We start from the raw sequence: 15000 nt of genomic DNA, 5'->3' as shown, positions 1-15000 counted from the left end.
CCCCCACTTTTATTGTATATAACGCATAAATAAGCTTGTGGTAAATTTTTGGACACTAAAAGGGAGGTAGGCCCCTTGCTAGATGTAAATAATTTTGAGTATATGAAAATAGGGTTGGCTTCACCAGAAAAGATCCGTTCATGGTCATACGGTGAGGTAAAAAAACCTGAAACAATTAACTATCGGACACTAAAGCCAGAAAAAGACGGCCTGTTTTGTGAACGTATTTTTGGACCGCAAAAAGACTGGGAATGTCATTGTGGAAAATACAAACGAGTTCGTTATAAAGGCGTTGTTTGTGACCGATGTGGTGTGGAAGTAACAAAAGCAAAAGTACGTCGTGAGCGTATGGGACATATTGAATTAGCAGCACCTGTTTCCCATATCTGGTATTTCAAAGGAATCCCAAGCAGAATGGGTCTTGTGCTAGATATGTCACCACGAGCATTGGAAGAAGTTATTTATTTCGCTGCATATATTGTTACAGAGACAGGTAACACACCATTAGAGAAGAAGCAGCTTTTGTCAGAGAAAGAATACCGCGCTTATTATGACAAGTACGGAAAAACGTTTAAAGCTCAAATGGGTGCAGAAGCGATCCGTAAGCTTCTTCAAGACATTGACCTAGAAAAAGAAGTCGATGCAATGAAAGAAGAATTGAAGACAGCTCAAGGACAACGGAGAACACGTGCGATTAAACGTCTAGAGGTACTTGAATCATTCCGTAATTCCGGTAATGATACTTCTTGGATGGTATTGGACGTATTACCTGTTATTCCACCAGAAATCCGTCCAATGGTACAACTGGATGGTGGGCGTTTCGCCACTTCTGATTTAAATGACTTGTATCGTCGAGTAATTAACCGTAACAACCGTCTTAAACGACTGTTGGATCTTGGAGCACCAAGCATTATCGTACAAAACGAGAAGCGGATGCTACAAGAAGCGGTAGATGCATTAATTGATAATGGCCGTCGTGGTCGTCCAGTGACTGGTCCTGGTAATAGACCACTTAAATCCCTTTCACATATGCTTAAAGGGAAACAGGGTCGTTTCCGTCAAAACTTGCTAGGTAAACGTGTTGACTACTCTGGTCGTTCCGTTATCGTCGTTGGTCCACATCTGAAAATGTATCAATGTGGTCTGCCGAAGGAAATGGCGCTAGAATTATTCAAACCATTTATCATGAAAGAGCTCGTTTCAAAAGGTATTGCGCACAACATCAAATCTGCTAAGCGGAAAATTGAACGTGTACACCCAGAGGTTTGGGACGTATTGGAAGAAGTGATTAAGGAGCATCCTGTATTACTTAACCGTGCACCAACGCTTCACAGATTGGGAATTCAGGCATTTGAGCCAACATTGGTAGAAGGCCGGGCAATTAGGTTACATCCACTTGTATGTACAGCATATAACGCTGACTTTGATGGAGACCAAATGGCAGTCCATGTACCACTATCTGCAGAGGCTCAAGCTGAAGCACGTATCTTGATGCTTGCAGCACAGAACATCTTAAATCCGAAAGATGGAAAACCAGTTGTTACACCTTCTCAGGATATGGTATTAGGAAACTACTACTTAACTCTAGAACGTGAGGGTGCAATTGGGGAAGGTACTGTCTTTAAAGATCTTAATGAAGCAGTACTATCATACCAAAACGGTTATGTACATCTTCATACACGGATAGCTGTTCAGGCTTCAAGTCTAAATAATAAAACATTCACAGAAGAGCAACACAATCAGTTGCTAATTACAACGGTTGGGAAGCTTATTTTCAATAACATTCTTCCTGAGTCCTTCCCGTATATTAATGAGCCGACACAAAGTAACCTGGAGATCGAAACTCCGGAGAAATACTTTGTTGCTAACGGCACAAACATTAAGGAAGAGATAAAATCTCGAGAGATTATCAAGCCGTTCAAGAAAGGTTTCCTTGGTGATATCATCGCCGAAGTCTTTAAGAAATTTAAGATTAGTGAAACGTCTAAAATGCTTGATAGAATGAAGGATCTCGGATTCAGCTATTCTACGAAGGCGGGTATGACTGTTGGTATCTCTGATATCGTGGTACTACCAGAAAAAGAAACAATCCTTGTAGAAGCACAGAAGAAAGTAGATAATGTCTTAAAACAATTCCGTCGTGGTCTGATTACAGATGAAGAGCGTTATGACAGAGTTATCGCTGTTTGGTCACAAGCGAAGGATAATATCCAAGAAAAACTTATGAAGTCACTTAGTGAACGTAACCCAATCTTCATGATGAGTGATTCAGGGGCGAGGGGTAATGCCTCCAACTTCACACAGCTTGCTGGTATGCGTGGTCTAATGGCCAACCCGGCTGGTAAGATCATTGAGTTACCGATCAAGTCAAGTTTCCGAGAAGGACTTACAGTACTAGAGTACTTTATCTCCACTCACGGTGCGCGTAAAGGACTTGCCGATACTGCCTTGAAGACAGCGGACTCTGGTTACCTAACCCGTCGTCTCGTTGATGTTGCGCAGGATGTTATTGTCCGTGAAGATGACTGTGGTACAGATAGAGGCTTAACTGTTTCAGCTCTAACTGACGGAACCGAATTAATTGAACCACTTATCGACCGTCTAATTGGTCGTACTGCGTTCCACCCTGTGAAGCACCCTGAAACCAGTGATATCATCGTAGAGCATGATGAGTTGATTTCAGAGGACCAAGCGAAGCAAATTGTGGAAGCAGGCATTGAAGAAGTTACCATTCGTACGGCGTTTACTTGTAACACGAAACATGGTGTTTGTCAGAAGTGTTATGGCCGTAACCTTGCTACAGGAGCCGATGTTGAAGTTGGCGAAGCAGTAGGAATTATCGCAGCACAATCCATCGGAGAGCCAGGTACACAGCTAACAATGCGTACCTTCCATACAGGTGGGGTTGCTGGAGACGATATTACCCAAGGTTTACCGCGTATCCAAGAGTTATTTGAAGCGCGTAACCCGAAAGGTCAAGCTGTAATTAGTGAAGTGTATGGTACTGTTCAGGAAGTAAAAGAAGTAAAAGATAAACAGGAAATCATTGTTCAAAGCGACGTAGAGCAACGTGCTTACGCAGTTCCTTACAATGCCCGTATGAAGGTCAGCGTTGGAGACACCGTTATTGCTGGTCAGGAACTTACAGAAGGTTCTGTTGATCCAAAAGATCTATTACGTGTACAGGGTGTGGAAGGCGTTCAGGATTACTTGTTACGCGAAGTTCAACGCGTTTACCGTATGCAAGGTGTGGAAATTGGTGACAAACACGTAGAAGTAATGGTTCGCCAAATGCTTCGTAAGATAAGAGTAATTGATTCAGGAGACACAAATGTTCTTCCAGGATCCTTGCTTGAGTTACACCAATTCCGTGATGCCAACCATACGGTACTAAACGAGGGTGCGCAACCAGCGACAGGGAAACCAGTTCTGCTTGGTATTACAAAAGCTTCCCTTGAAACAGATTCCTTCTTATCAGCCGCATCGTTCCAAGAAACAACAAGGGTTCTTACAGATGCAGCGATCAAAGGAAAACGTGATGAATTACTTGGTTTGAAAGAGAATGTTATCATCGGTAAACTTGTTCCAGCTGGTACTGGAATGCAGAAATACCGAAAAGTGAAAGCTTCTCTGGATGACTTAGCAGATACAACCGAGGAAACAGAAGAAACAGAAACCATACAATAGTGGGGATAGCTTACCAACACCTAAAGTAGGGAGTCAGGAAAATAGAGATATCTGTTACGGATTGGTAGCAAACTGGCTCCTCTGATCTTTAGGTTAAAAACAAGGGATAACAATTAGAAGCATCAAAAAATATTTTAAATCATGTTGACATTAAAAAATGTGAATGGTAGAATATTCAAGGTGCTTCTGATTACACTTGTTGCTTTGGAGGATATGAAATGTCTTATGAAAAAGTAGCACAGGTTAAATCACGAATAATCATCGGTACTAAACAAACGCTAAAAGCTATGAAAAATGGCGAAATAAGCGAAGTGGTTATTGCAGATGATGCTGATAGGCAAATAACGCAAAAGGTAGCAGGTTTGGCTGAAGAACTTGGTATACCTTGTCAGCGAGTAGATTCAATGGAAAAGCTAGGTGCAGCTTGCGGTATTGAAGTGGGTGCCTCAACAGTAGCAATCAGAAGATAATAGTTTTAACGAAACTAAATCGTTGAAGCTTTGTTTTTTGCCAAAAGATGAACCACCTGGCTGTGTGGTATTACAAACAACCTTTTATACTCTAGGTTGTGCCAGTTTATTTTAGACTATTATTTATTCCGGAAGGGAGGAAAACAAAATGCCAACTATTAATCAACTTGTCCGTAAAGGGCGTGTGAGCAAGCCTAAAAAGTCTGATTCTCCAGCACTTAACAAAGGCTACAATAGCTTCAAAAAGAAACTAACAGACCAAAACTCTCCACAAAAACGTGGTGTTTGTACACGTGTGGGTACACTAACTCCAAAGAAACCGAACTCTGCACTTCGTAAATATGCGCGTGTTCGTCTTTCTAACAACATGGAGGTAACTGCATATATCCCAGGGATTGGTCACAATCTACAGGAGCACAGTGTTGTATTGCTTCGCGGTGGACGTGTAAAAGACTTACCTGGTGTTCGTTACCACATTGTTCGTGGAGCACTTGATACAGCAGGAGTTGAAGGTCGTGCACAAGGCCGTTCTAAATACGGTACGAAAAGACCTAAAAAATAAGCGAGACACTAGTCTCGCATCATCATAATTAGGAAAGGAGGAGGACATATGCCACGTAAAGGACCAGTACCTAAACGCGATGTCTTGCCAGATCCACTTTATAATTCAAAACTTGTCACTCGTTTAATCAACCAGATCATGATTGACGGTAAACGGGGGATTGCACAAAAAATTCTTTATAATGCATTTGAACTTGTAAATGAAAAAAGCGGACAAAACGCTATGGAAGTTTTTGAACAAGCTATGAAAAACGTAATGCCTGTACTTGAAGTACGCGCACGCCGTGTTGGTGGTTCAAACTACCAAGTGCCAATGGAGGTTCGCCCAGAACGCCGTCAGGCTCTAGGACTACGTTATATCGTAAACTATTCTCGTCTACGCGGAGAAAAGACAATGGAAGAACGTCTTGCTAACGAAATTCTGGATGCTTCTAACAATACAGGAGCTGCAGTTAAACGTCGCGAAGAAATGCACAAAATGGCGGAAGCGAACAAAGCATTCGCTCACTACCGCTGGTAAGTTAATTCAAAATATAGCTTTTAATAGGAAGGAGAAGAATACATGGCTAGAGAGTTCTCCTTGGAAAAGACGCGTAATATTGGAATTATGGCACACATTGATGCAGGTAAAACCACTACTACAGAGCGTATTCTTTTCTACACAGGACGTATTCATAAAATTGGTGAAACACATGAAGGTGCTTCTCAAATGGACTGGATGGAGCAGGAGCAAGAGCGTGGTATTACAATTACTTCCGCTGCAACAACTGCTGCATGGAAAGACCACCGTATCAACATCATTGATACACCAGGACACGTAGACTTCACTGTTGAAGTTGAACGTTCACTACGCGTACTTGATGGTGCCGTTACGGTTCTTGATGCTCAATCAGGTGTTGAACCTCAAACAGAAACAGTTTGGCGTCAGGCTACTACGTATGGTGTACCAAGAATTGTTTTCATTAACAAAATGGACAAAATTGGTGCAGACTTCCTTTACTCTACAGGTACTTTGAAAGAACGTCTTGGTGCAAACGCGCATCCTGTACAGCTACCAATTGGTGCTGAAGACGAATTCGAAGGTATTATTGACCTTGTAAATATGGAAGCTCACTTCTATCTTGATGACCTTGGTACAAAAGCAGAGTCTCGCGAGATTCCTGCAGAGTACAAGGAAAAAGCAGAAGAGCTACGCGCTAGCTTAATCGAAGCTGTATCTGAACTTGATGAAGAGTTAATGATGAAATTCCTAGAAGGAGAAGAAATCTCCAACGAAGAATTGAATAATGCAATTCGTCAGGCAACACTGGATGTAGAATTCTACCCGGTATACTGTGGTTCAGCATTTAAGAATAAAGGTGTTCAATTAATGCTTGATGGTGTTATCAAGTATCTTCCAGCACCAACTGATGTTGCTGCTATCGAAGGGATTGTTCCTGGAACAGAAGAGAAAGTTACACGTCCATCAGATGATAAAGCACCATTCTCAGCGCTAGCGTTTAAAGTAATGACAGACCCATTCGTAGGAAAGCTAACATTCTTCCGCGTATACTCTGGAACTTTAGATTCTGGTTCTTATGTAAAAAACTCTGTTAAAGACAAACGTGAACGCGTTGGTCGTATCCTACAGATGCACGCTAACTCCCGTGAAGAAATCTCAAAAGTTTATTCCGGTGAAATTGCTGCAGCAGTTGGTCTTAAAGATACAACTACAGGGGACACTCTTTGTGATGAAAAGGATCTAGTTATTCTAGAATCCATGGACTTCCCTGAACCGGTTATTGGGGTTGCAATCGAACCTAAAACAAAAGCCGATCAGGATAAAATGGGTATCGCTCTAGGTAAACTTGCTGAAGAGGATCCTACCTTCAGAACAGAAACAAACGTTGAAACAGGACAAACGATCATCTCTGGTATGGGTGAACTTCACCTTGATGTCATTGTTGACCGCCTGAAGCGTGAATTTAAAGTTGAAGCTAATGTTGGTGCGCCACAAGTTGCATACCGTGAAACATTCCGTTCAGCAGCTGAAGTCGAAGGTAAATTCGTACGTCAGTCAGGTGGACGTGGGCAATACGGACACGTTTGGGTTAAATTTGAGCCAAACGAAGAAGGTGCCGGCTATGAATTTGTAAACAAAGTTGTTGGTGGTGTCGTACCACGTGAATACATCGGTTCTGTTGAAGCAGGTATTGAAGAATCAATGGAAAATGGTGTCCTAGCTGGATATCCACTAATCGATGTTAAAGCTACTCTATATGATGGAAGCTACCATGATGTGGATTCCAACGAGATGGCATTTAAAATTGCTGGATCAATGGCACTGAAAGCAGCGAAAAACAAATGTAACCCAGTTTTACTTGAGCCAATCGCGAAAGTAGAAATTGTTATCCCTGAGGAGTACCTTGGTGATATCATGGGTGACGTAACAAGTCGTCGTGGTCGTGTGGAAGGTATGGAAGCACGCGGAACTGCACAGGTAGTAAGAGGATTTGTTCCTTTATCTGAAATGTTCGGTTATGCAACTGCATTACGTTCTAACACGCAAGGACGCGGAGTCTTCACAATGCATTTTGATCATTACGAAGAAGTGCCGAAAAGCATTTCTGAAGAAATTATCAAGAAAAATGCAGGTGAATAATTGATTTTTTTCTGCAACTAAAGTATAACTTTAGTGAAGGCTAAGAAATAATCTAGTATTGTTTCTTAGCCACACATAAAATCTTACAAATACTTTTATTTATTTAAAGGAGGAACTATAAATGGGTAAAGAAAAGTTTGATCGCTCAAAAAGTCACGTAAACGTTGGTACTATCGGACACGTTGACCATGGTAAAACTACTTTAACTGCTGCTATTACAATCGTAATGCACAAGAAATCTGGTAAAGGTACTCAAATGGCATATGACCAAATTGATAACGCACCAGAAGAAAAAGAACGTGGAATCACAATCGCGACTTCTCACGTAGAGTACGAAACAGATACTCGTCACTATGCACACGTTGACTGCCCAGGTCACGCTGACTATGTTAAAAACATGATCACTGGTGCTGCACAAATGGACGGAGCTATCCTTGTAGTATCTGCTGCAGATGGTCCAATGCCACAAACTCGTGAGCACATCCTACTATCTCGTAACGTAGGTGTACCTTCAATCGTTGTATTCCTTAACAAAACTGATATGGTTGACGATGAAGAACTTCTTGAGCTAGTTGAAATGGAAGTACGTGACCTATTAACTGAATACGACTTCCCTGGTGATGACGTACCAGTAATCAAAGGTTCTGCTCTTAAAGCAATCGAAGGAGATGCAGACTACGAAGCAAAAATCATTGAACTTATGGACGCAGTTGACGAGTACATCCCTACTCCAGATCGCGACAAAGACAAACCATTCATGATGCCAGTTGAGGATGTATTCTCAATCACTGGTCGTGGTACTGTAGCAACAGGCCGTGTTGAACGTGGAGAAGTTAAAGTTGGGGACGAAGTTGAAATCATTGGTATCAATGAAGAAGCTTCTAAAACAACTGTAACTGGTGTTGAAATGTTCCGTAAGCTTCTTGACTATGCAGAAGCTGGAGATAACATTGGTGCACTTCTTCGTGGTGTAGCACGTGAAGACATCAACCGTGGACAAGTGCTTGCTAAGCCTGGTTCAATTACTCCACACACTAACTTCAAAGCTGAAGTTTATGTATTGTCAAAAGAAGAAGGTGGACGTCATACTCCATTCTTCGGTAACTACCGCCCACAGTTCTACTTCCGTACAACTGACGTAACTGGCGTTGTTACACTTCCAGAAGGCGTTGAAATGGTAATGCCTGGCGATAACATCGAAATGTCTGTAGAATTGATCTCGCCAATCGCTATCGAAGACGGTACTCGTTTCTCTATCCGTGAGGGTGGACGTACTGTTGGATCTGGTGTTGTTTCTTCTATCAACAAATAATACCTTTTCAAAAGGACTGCGCACTATGCGCGGTCCTTTTTTGGTTATAAACAAGAATTCAATCTTCGTAGGAAATGGTACAATACCTATTAAACAACCAAGCACTTATTTTTAAATAACCATAAGGCGATCCAATGTATATAGATGTACTTAGTAAAATACCACAAACCTCATTGTAATAGGCCCATCCATAACTAACTAAAGGTACCAGTTGTTAGTTTCTCTTCCCCCTTAAAAAGATAAGGTATACCACATAAGAAATTTATTAAAGAGATTTCCACACACCCTTGCATTTAGTAGCGATAGTTAGTATAATACATAGATGTGCGACCCAATGAATGTTTTTTACAAAAAGGGTTGCAATGACCGTATAAATTCTATATAATAAGAATGTTGGTCATCAAAGGCGATGAAGCGGAAGGTTGTTGGCACACCCGGCCCCTTTGCCATGGCGGGTTGTCGAGATATTTTCGTGGAGAATGTCTATAATAATATGGGCGAGAAGGAGGGAAAATAATGGCAAAAGAGAAGATTAGAATTCGTTTGAAAGCTTATGATCACCGTATTTTAGATCAATCAGCTGAGAAAATCGTAGATACTGCGAAACGTTCAGGTGCTAGTGTGTCTGGTCCGATTCCATTACCTACAGAAAGATCGGTTTACACAGTACTACGTGCGGTGCACAAGTATAAGGATTCACGTGAGCAATTCGAAATGCGTACACATAAACGTCTTATCGATATTGTTAACCCAACACCACAAACAGTTGATTCACTAATGCGTCTTGACTTACCATCAGGTGTTGACATTGAAATTAAATTATAAATAAATGTTTTACTATAGGAGGTGTAACGGATGACGAAAGGAATCTTAGGTCGTAAAATCGGCATGACTCAGCTATTTTCTGAAACTGGTGAATTAGTACCTGTGACTGTAATTCAAGCTGAGCCAAACGTAGTTCTACAAAAAAGAACATTAGAAAATGATGGCTATGAAGCACTGCAAATCGGTTTTGCTGATGAAAAAGGATCACGTACTAACAAGGCGGAAAAAGGCCATGCTGACAAAGCAAACACAGCCCCTAAGCGCTACGTTCGTGAAATCCGTGACGCGAAGCTTGACGAACATGAAGTTGGTCAAGAAATCAGCGTTGAAGTTTTTCAAGCAGGAGACAAGATCGACGTAACAGGCACAACCAAAGGTAAAGGATTCCAAGGTTCTATTAAACGCCACAATCAACAACGTGGTCCAATGTCCCATGGTTCTCATTACCACAGAAGCCCTGGTTCACTAGGTGCGGTTGACCCAATGCGTGTCTTCAAAGGACGTCCACTACCAGGTCAAATGGGTGGAACACAAGTAACAATTCAAAACCTTGAGGTTGTTAGTGTAGATGCTGAACGCAACTTGCTATTGATCAAAGGTAATGTACCAGGTGCAAAAAAATCATTCGTAAAAATTACGAGTGCAGTAAAGGCTAACTAATCACACACACGAAGGGAGGATATGTCATGCCTAAAGTAGCACTATTAAAACAAGACGGTTCACAAGCTGGTGATCTGGAATTAAATGATTCTGTATTTGGAATTGAACCAAATACACATGTTTTACATGAAGCAGTAGTAATGCAACGTGCATCTATGCGTCAAGGAACTCATGCAGTTAAAGGTCGTTCTGACGTACGCGGTGGTGGTCGTAAACCATGGCGTCAAAAAGGAACTGGCCGTGCGCGTCAAGGTTCTATTCGCTCTCCACAATGGGTAGGCGGAGGTGTAGTGTTTGGTCCAACACCACGCAGCTACAGCTACAAACTACCTAAAAAGGTACGTCGTCTAGCACTAAGATCTGCACTTTCTTCTAAAGTACAAGAAGAAAATCTAGTAGTATTGGAAAGTCTAGCGATGGATGCTCCAAAAACAAAAGAAGTAGTGAGCATGCTTAAAGCACTTAATGTGGATACAAAAGCATTGATCGTAACTGCTGAGAAAGACGAAACGGTTATCCGTTCCGCAAACAACCTTCAATCTGTTAAAGTTCTAACTGTTGAAGAAGTAAATGTTCTAGATTTGCTTACGCATGACAAGCTGATCCTAACGAAGGATGCAGCTGAAAAAGCAGGGGAGGTGCTTGCATAATGAAAGATCCACGTGATATTATAAAGCGCCCTGTCATTACAGAGAATTCTGCTGACTTAATGGAACAAAAGAAATATACGTTTGAAGTAAGTACTAAAGCCAATAAAACAGAGATCAAAGATGCTATTGAACTTGTATTTGGCGTTAAAGTAGATAAAGTAAACACAATGAACCTTAAAGGTAAATTTAAGCGGATGGGAAGATACGGTGGTTACCGTCCAAACCGCAAAAAAGCTATCGTTCAACTTTCAGAAGACAGTAAAGATCTGGAAATCTTCGAAGGTTAACTAGAAAATCTCGTGAAGGAGGGAAAACAAGATGGCGATTAAAAAATTCAAACCAACGTCTAACGGAAGACGTAATATGTCAGTGTCCGATTTCGCGGAAATCACTACAGACACTCCAGAGAAATCCCTTTTAAGCCCGTTGTACAAACGTGGTGGTCGTAACAACCAAGGGAAACTAACTGTTCGTCATCAAGGTGGCGGTCATAAGCGTCAATACCGTATTATCGACTTTAAACGTGATAAAGATGGTATACCAGGACGCGTTGCTACTATTGAGTATGATCCAAACCGTTCAGCTAACATTGCACTAATCAATTACGCTGATGGTGAAAAACGCTACATTTTGGCTCCGAAAGGACTAAAAGTAGGACAAAAAATCGAATCTGGTGTAGATGCGGATATCAAAGTAGGTAACGCACTTCCACTTGCTAACATTCCAGTTGGTACAATTATTCATAACGTTGAATTAAAGCCAGGACGCGGTGGTCAATTAGCTCGTTCTGCTGGTGCGGAAGCACAAATTCTTGGTCGTGAAGAAAAGTACACACTTGTTCGTTTAGCATCAGGTGAAGTTCGTCTAGTTCTTACAACTTGTCGCGCAACTGTTGGTCAGGTTGGAAACTTAGAACATGAGCTTATTCGTATCGGTAAAGCTGGTCGTTCACGCTGGTTAAACAAACGCCCTACAGTTCGTGGTTCTGTAATGAACCCTAACGATCACCCACACGGTGGTGGTGAAGGACGTGCGCCAATCGGACGTAAATCACCAATGTCACCTTGGGGCAAACCTACACTTGGTTACAAAACTCGTAAACGTAATAAGCCGACTGATAAATATATCGTTCGTAAACGTAAAAAATAATCGAAAGTAGTGGACGGGATTATATACCCGTCTCTCAATTGCGGAAGGAGGTTTATCCATGGGTCGTAGCTTGAAAAAAGGACCTTTTGCAGATGACCATCTATTGTCAAAGATCGAGAAATTAAATGAAGACGACAAGAAACAGGTAGTAAAAACCTGGTCACGTCGTTCAACAATATTCCCTACTTTTATTGGTCACACTGTTGCTGTATATGATGGACGTAAACACGTACCAGTCTATATCACAGAAGACATGGTCGGTCATAAACTAGGTGAATTCGCGCCAACTCGCACGTATAAAGGGCATGGTGGCGATGATAAGAAAACTAAACGCTAATGAGAGGAGGCACTAAGTATGCAAGCTAAAGCCATGGCGAAATCGGTTCGTATTGCTCCTCGTAAAGTACGATTAGTCGTTGATTTAATTCGAGGAAAAAACGTTGGCGAAGCAGTTGCAATTCTACGCCACACACAACGCGGTGCTTCTCCAGTCGTAGAGAAGGTTTTGAAGTCTGCTATCGCAAACGCAGAACACAACTACGAAATGGACCCGGACAATCTAGTGATTTCCGAAGCATTTGTAAATGAAGGTGCTACATTGAAACGTTTCCGTCCACGTGCACAAGGACGTGCAAGTAAAATTAACAAACGCACTAGCCACATTACAGTGGTTGTAACAGAAAAGAAGGAGGGATAGTCAGTGGGTCAAAAAGTAAATCCAACGGGTCTTCGTGTCGGCATCATTAAAGACTGGGAGTCAAAATGGTATGCTGGTAAAGACTATGCAGACTTACTACATGAAGATATTAAAATCAGAGAATATCTTGAAAACCGTTTGCGCATTGCTGCTGTTTCTTCTATCGACATCGAGCGCGCAGCTAATCGCGTAAACATCACTATTCACACTGGGAAACCAGGAATGGTAATTGGTAAAGGCGGTTCTGAAGTAGAAGCTCTACGTAAATCATTGAACAGCTTGACTGGTAAACGAGTACACATCAACATCGTTGAAATTAAGAAAGTTGATCTTGATGCAACACTAGTTGCTGAAAACATTGCTCGTCAATTAGAAAACCGTATCTCATTCCGTCGTGCACAAAAGCAATCAATTCAACGTGCAATGCGCGGAGGAGCAAAAGGAATCAAAACACAAGTTTCCGGACGTCTTGGTGGAGCAGATATCGCTCGTGCGGAACATTATAGTGAAGGAACAGTACCACTACACACATTGCGTGCTGATATCGATTATGGTACAGCTGAAGCAGATACTACTTACGGTAAACTAGGTGTTAAAGTGTGGATCTATCGTGGGGAAGTCCTTCCAACTAAATCAAACAAATAAGGAAGGGGGCAATGCATTATGTTAATGCCTAAACGCGTAAAATATCGTAGACAACATCGTGGTAAAATGAGAGGCCAAGCTAAAGGTGGTACTACAGTAGCTTTTGGTGAATACGGCCTACAGGCAACAGAAGCTTCATGGATCACTAGTCGTCAGATTGAGGCTGCCCGTATTGCAATGACTCGTTACATGAAACGTGGCGGTAAAGTTTGGATTAAAATCTTTCCTGATAAGCCATACACTGCAAAACCCCTAGAAGTTCGAATGGGTTCCGGTAAAGGTGCTCCAGAAGGCTGGGTAGCAGTAGTAAAACCAGGAAAAATCATGTTTGAAATCGCAGGAGTTCCCGAAGAGGTTGCTCGTGAAGCGCTACGTCTAGCATCTCACAAACTGCCGATCAAAACTAAATTCGTAAAACGTGAAGAAATTGGTGGTGAAAGCAATGAAGGCTAATGAAATCAGAGAACTAACCACTGCCGAAATTGAACAAAAAGTAAAATCTTTAAAAGAAGAACTATTTAATTTGCGCTTCCAGCTTGCAACTGGTCAACTGGAAAACACTGCTCGTATTCGTGAAGTGAGAAAGTCAATTGCTCGCATGAAAACAGTAGTACGTCAACGCGAAGTTAGCGTAAATAACTAGAAATCTGAGAGGAGGTTAGCCTCGAATGACTGAACGTAATGATCGTAAGGTATATACAGGCCGTGTCGTATCAGACAAAATGGATAAAACAATTACAGTATTAGTTGAAACTTATAAGTTTCATAAACTATACGGTAAACGTGTAAAATACTCTAAGAAATTCAAAACACATGACGAGAACAACCAGGCAAAAACTGGAGATGTTGTGCGTATCATGGAAACTCGTCCGCTATCAGCAACTAAACGTTTCCGTTTGGTTGAAGTCGTTGAAGAAGCGGTAATTATATAATAAAGTTCGCTCGGAAGGTATCCGAAGGGAGGTCACAGCGATATGATTCAACAGGAAACTCGCTTAAAAGTTGCAGATAACTCTGGCGCACGTGAAGTCTTAACTATTAAAGTGTTAGGCGGATCTGGCCGTAAAACTGCCAATATTGGTGATGTAATTGTTTGTACTGTCAAACAAGCAACACCAGGAGGCGTTGTCAAAAAAGGTGAAGTTGTTAAAGCTGTCATCGTACGTACTAAATCTGGTGCACGTCGTAAAGATGGTTCATACATTCGTTTTGATGAAAATGCAGCGGTAATTATCCGTGATGATAAAAGTCCACGAGGTACTCGTATCTTCGGACCAGTTGCACGTGAATTACGTGATGCAAAATTCATGAAAATCGTATCTCTAGCTCCAGAAGTTCTATAAGCTAAAATTAGCCTTGCAAGGAGGTGCGTCAAGCATGCATGTAAAAAAAGGTGATAAAGTTAAAGTAATATCCGGTAAAGACCGCGGTAAAGAAGGCACAATCCTAGAAGTGAACCCAGCTCAGGAGCGCGTTCTTGTAGAAGGCATTAACATGATGAAAAAACATGCGAAACCTTCACAGGAAAATCCACAAGGTGGAATCCTAAACCAAGAAGCTCCAATCCACGCTTCTAACGTAATGCCAATAGATCCTAAATCCGGTGAACCAACTCGCGTTGGGTATGAAGTACGTGACGGAAAGAAAGTCCGCATCGCTAAAAAATCCGGTGAAGCAATAGATAAATAATTTAGCGACGAAAG

Annotated in this window: 19 protein-coding genes; all 19 read left to right on the top strand. The window is 41.6% G+C overall.

All coding sequences use genetic code 11. The annotated features are described in order from the left end of the window. Window positions 1-75 precede the first annotated feature (75 nt). Complete coding sequence (rpoC, locus tag AC6CHS_RS19045) at window positions 76-3687, top strand: DNA-directed RNA polymerase subunit beta' (protein WP_498238258.1); 3612 nt, start codon at window positions 76-78, stop codon at window positions 3685-3687. Window positions 3688-3905: 218 nt separating this feature from the next. Further along, window positions 3906-4157, top strand: a complete 252-nt coding sequence (locus tag AC6CHS_RS19040; RefSeq protein ID WP_036578682.1) for a 50S ribosomal protein L7ae-like protein — start codon at window positions 3906-3908, stop codon at window positions 4155-4157. A gap of 148 nt (window positions 4158-4305) precedes the next feature. Next, a complete protein-coding gene (gene rpsL / locus AC6CHS_RS19035) occupies window positions 4306-4719 on the top strand; it encodes a 30S ribosomal protein S12 (RefSeq protein ID WP_036578680.1) in 414 nt (137 codons plus the stop codon). Window positions 4720-4767: 48 nt separating this feature from the next. Beyond that, window positions 4768-5238, top strand: a complete 471-nt coding sequence (gene rpsG / locus AC6CHS_RS19030) for a 30S ribosomal protein S7 (RefSeq protein ID WP_036578679.1) — start codon at window positions 4768-4770, stop codon at window positions 5236-5238. Between the two features lie 42 nt (window positions 5239-5280). After that, a complete protein-coding gene (fusA, locus tag AC6CHS_RS19025) occupies window positions 5281-7359 on the top strand; it encodes an elongation factor G (protein WP_036578678.1) in 2079 nt (692 codons plus the stop codon). A 121-nt stretch (window positions 7360-7480) separates the two neighbouring features. Next, window positions 7481-8671 (top strand): elongation factor Tu, encoded by a 1191-nt coding sequence (gene tuf / locus AC6CHS_RS19020; protein WP_036578677.1) that lies wholly within the window; start codon window positions 7481-7483, stop codon window positions 8669-8671. Between the two features lie 516 nt (window positions 8672-9187). Next, window positions 9188-9496: a 30S ribosomal protein S10 gene (gene rpsJ / locus AC6CHS_RS19015; RefSeq protein WP_036578675.1), complete on the top strand. Its 309-nt coding sequence runs from the start codon at window positions 9188-9190 to the stop codon at window positions 9494-9496. 30 nt (window positions 9497-9526) lie between these two features. Further along, a complete protein-coding gene (gene rplC, locus AC6CHS_RS19010) occupies window positions 9527-10156 on the top strand; it encodes a 50S ribosomal protein L3 (protein ID WP_036578674.1) in 630 nt (209 codons plus the stop codon). Window positions 10157-10182: 26 nt separating this feature from the next. Then, window positions 10183-10806, top strand: coding sequence for a 50S ribosomal protein L4 (rplD, locus tag AC6CHS_RS19005; protein WP_036578672.1), 624 nt, complete (start codon window positions 10183-10185; stop codon window positions 10804-10806). Continuing rightward, window positions 10806-11093: a 50S ribosomal protein L23 gene (gene rplW / locus AC6CHS_RS19000; RefSeq protein ID WP_036578671.1), complete on the top strand. Its 288-nt coding sequence runs from the start codon at window positions 10806-10808 to the stop codon at window positions 11091-11093. Before rplD ends, rplW begins: the two co-directional genes overlap by 1 nt. 31 nt (window positions 11094-11124) lie before the next feature. Further along, window positions 11125-11955 (top strand): 50S ribosomal protein L2, encoded by an 831-nt coding sequence (rplB, locus tag AC6CHS_RS18995; protein ID WP_036578670.1) that lies wholly within the window; start codon window positions 11125-11127, stop codon window positions 11953-11955. Window positions 11956-12013: 58 nt separating this feature from the next. Continuing rightward, window positions 12014-12292 carry a 30S ribosomal protein S19 gene (gene rpsS, locus AC6CHS_RS18990; RefSeq protein ID WP_036578668.1) on the top strand — a complete coding sequence of 93 codons (279 nt, stop codon included), beginning with the start codon at window positions 12014-12016 and terminating at the stop codon, window positions 12290-12292. Window positions 12293-12310: 18 nt separating this feature from the next. Then, window positions 12311-12652, top strand: coding sequence for a 50S ribosomal protein L22 (gene rplV / locus AC6CHS_RS18985; protein WP_036578667.1), 342 nt, complete (start codon window positions 12311-12313; stop codon window positions 12650-12652). 3 nt (window positions 12653-12655) lie between these two features. Beyond that, entirely contained in the window at window positions 12656-13297 is a 642-nt protein-coding gene (gene rpsC, locus AC6CHS_RS18980) for a 30S ribosomal protein S3 (RefSeq protein ID WP_036578666.1), read from the top strand. Between the two features lie 18 nt (window positions 13298-13315). Then, window positions 13316-13750 carry a 50S ribosomal protein L16 gene (rplP, locus tag AC6CHS_RS18975; protein ID WP_036578664.1) on the top strand — a complete coding sequence of 145 codons (435 nt, stop codon included), beginning with the start codon at window positions 13316-13318 and terminating at the stop codon, window positions 13748-13750. Continuing rightward, the gene (rpmC, locus tag AC6CHS_RS18970; protein ID WP_036578662.1) at window positions 13740-13940 is read left to right on the top strand and encodes a 50S ribosomal protein L29; all 201 of its coding nucleotides are present in this window, start codon (window positions 13740-13742) and stop codon (window positions 13938-13940) included. Before rplP ends, rpmC begins: the two co-directional genes overlap by 11 nt. A 25-nt stretch (window positions 13941-13965) precedes the next feature. After that, window positions 13966-14229 carry a 30S ribosomal protein S17 gene (gene rpsQ, locus AC6CHS_RS18965; protein WP_036578661.1) on the top strand — a complete coding sequence of 88 codons (264 nt, stop codon included), beginning with the start codon at window positions 13966-13968 and terminating at the stop codon, window positions 14227-14229. A gap of 42 nt (window positions 14230-14271) precedes the next feature. After that, window positions 14272-14640 (top strand): 50S ribosomal protein L14, encoded by a 369-nt coding sequence (gene rplN, locus AC6CHS_RS18960; protein ID WP_036578659.1) that lies wholly within the window; start codon window positions 14272-14274, stop codon window positions 14638-14640. Between the two features lie 34 nt (window positions 14641-14674). Then, window positions 14675-14986, top strand: a complete 312-nt coding sequence (rplX, locus tag AC6CHS_RS18955) for a 50S ribosomal protein L24 (protein WP_036578657.1) — start codon at window positions 14675-14677, stop codon at window positions 14984-14986. Window positions 14987-15000 lie beyond the last annotated feature (14 nt).

The organism is Oceanobacillus sp. GQ8 (genome assembly GCF_059758495.1).
Note: the sequence above shows the minus strand (reverse complement) of the source record. Positions and strands in the feature narration are given on the sequence as shown.

What these genes read in the sequence shown, in the direction of transcription:
- rplB (WP_036578670.1), top strand. Translation starts at nt 11,125, where the DNA reads ATGGCGATTAAAAAATTCAAACCAACGTCTAACGGAAGACGTAATATG.
- rplP (WP_036578664.1), top strand. Translation starts at nt 13,316, where the DNA reads ATGTTAATGCCTAAACGCGTAAAATATCGTAGACAACATCGTGGTAAA.
- rplW (WP_036578671.1), top strand. Translation starts at nt 10,806, where the DNA reads ATGAAAGATCCACGTGATATTATAAAGCGCCCTGTCATTACAGAGAAT.
- rplX (WP_036578657.1), top strand. Translation starts at nt 14,675, where the DNA reads ATGCATGTAAAAAAAGGTGATAAAGTTAAAGTAATATCCGGTAAAGAC.
- rpsL (WP_036578680.1), top strand. Translation starts at nt 4,306, where the DNA reads ATGCCAACTATTAATCAACTTGTCCGTAAAGGGCGTGTGAGCAAGCCT.
- rpsG (WP_036578679.1), top strand. Translation starts at nt 4,768, where the DNA reads ATGCCACGTAAAGGACCAGTACCTAAACGCGATGTCTTGCCAGATCCA.
- rpsS (WP_036578668.1), top strand. Translation starts at nt 12,014, where the DNA reads ATGGGTCGTAGCTTGAAAAAAGGACCTTTTGCAGATGACCATCTATTG.
- rplC (WP_036578674.1), top strand. Translation starts at nt 9,527, where the DNA reads ATGACGAAAGGAATCTTAGGTCGTAAAATCGGCATGACTCAGCTATTT.
- rplN (WP_036578659.1), top strand. Translation starts at nt 14,272, where the DNA reads ATGATTCAACAGGAAACTCGCTTAAAAGTTGCAGATAACTCTGGCGCA.
- rplV (WP_036578667.1), top strand. Translation starts at nt 12,311, where the DNA reads ATGCAAGCTAAAGCCATGGCGAAATCGGTTCGTATTGCTCCTCGTAAA.
- rplD (WP_036578672.1), top strand. Translation starts at nt 10,183, where the DNA reads ATGCCTAAAGTAGCACTATTAAAACAAGACGGTTCACAAGCTGGTGAT.
- fusA (WP_036578678.1), top strand. Translation starts at nt 5,281, where the DNA reads ATGGCTAGAGAGTTCTCCTTGGAAAAGACGCGTAATATTGGAATTATG.
- rpmC (WP_036578662.1), top strand. Translation starts at nt 13,740, where the DNA reads ATGAAGGCTAATGAAATCAGAGAACTAACCACTGCCGAAATTGAACAA.
- tuf (WP_036578677.1), top strand. Translation starts at nt 7,481, where the DNA reads ATGGGTAAAGAAAAGTTTGATCGCTCAAAAAGTCACGTAAACGTTGGT.
- rpsJ (WP_036578675.1), top strand. Translation starts at nt 9,188, where the DNA reads ATGGCAAAAGAGAAGATTAGAATTCGTTTGAAAGCTTATGATCACCGT.
- rpsQ (WP_036578661.1), top strand. Translation starts at nt 13,966, where the DNA reads ATGACTGAACGTAATGATCGTAAGGTATATACAGGCCGTGTCGTATCA.
- AC6CHS_RS19040 (WP_036578682.1), top strand. Translation starts at nt 3,906, where the DNA reads ATGTCTTATGAAAAAGTAGCACAGGTTAAATCACGAATAATCATCGGT.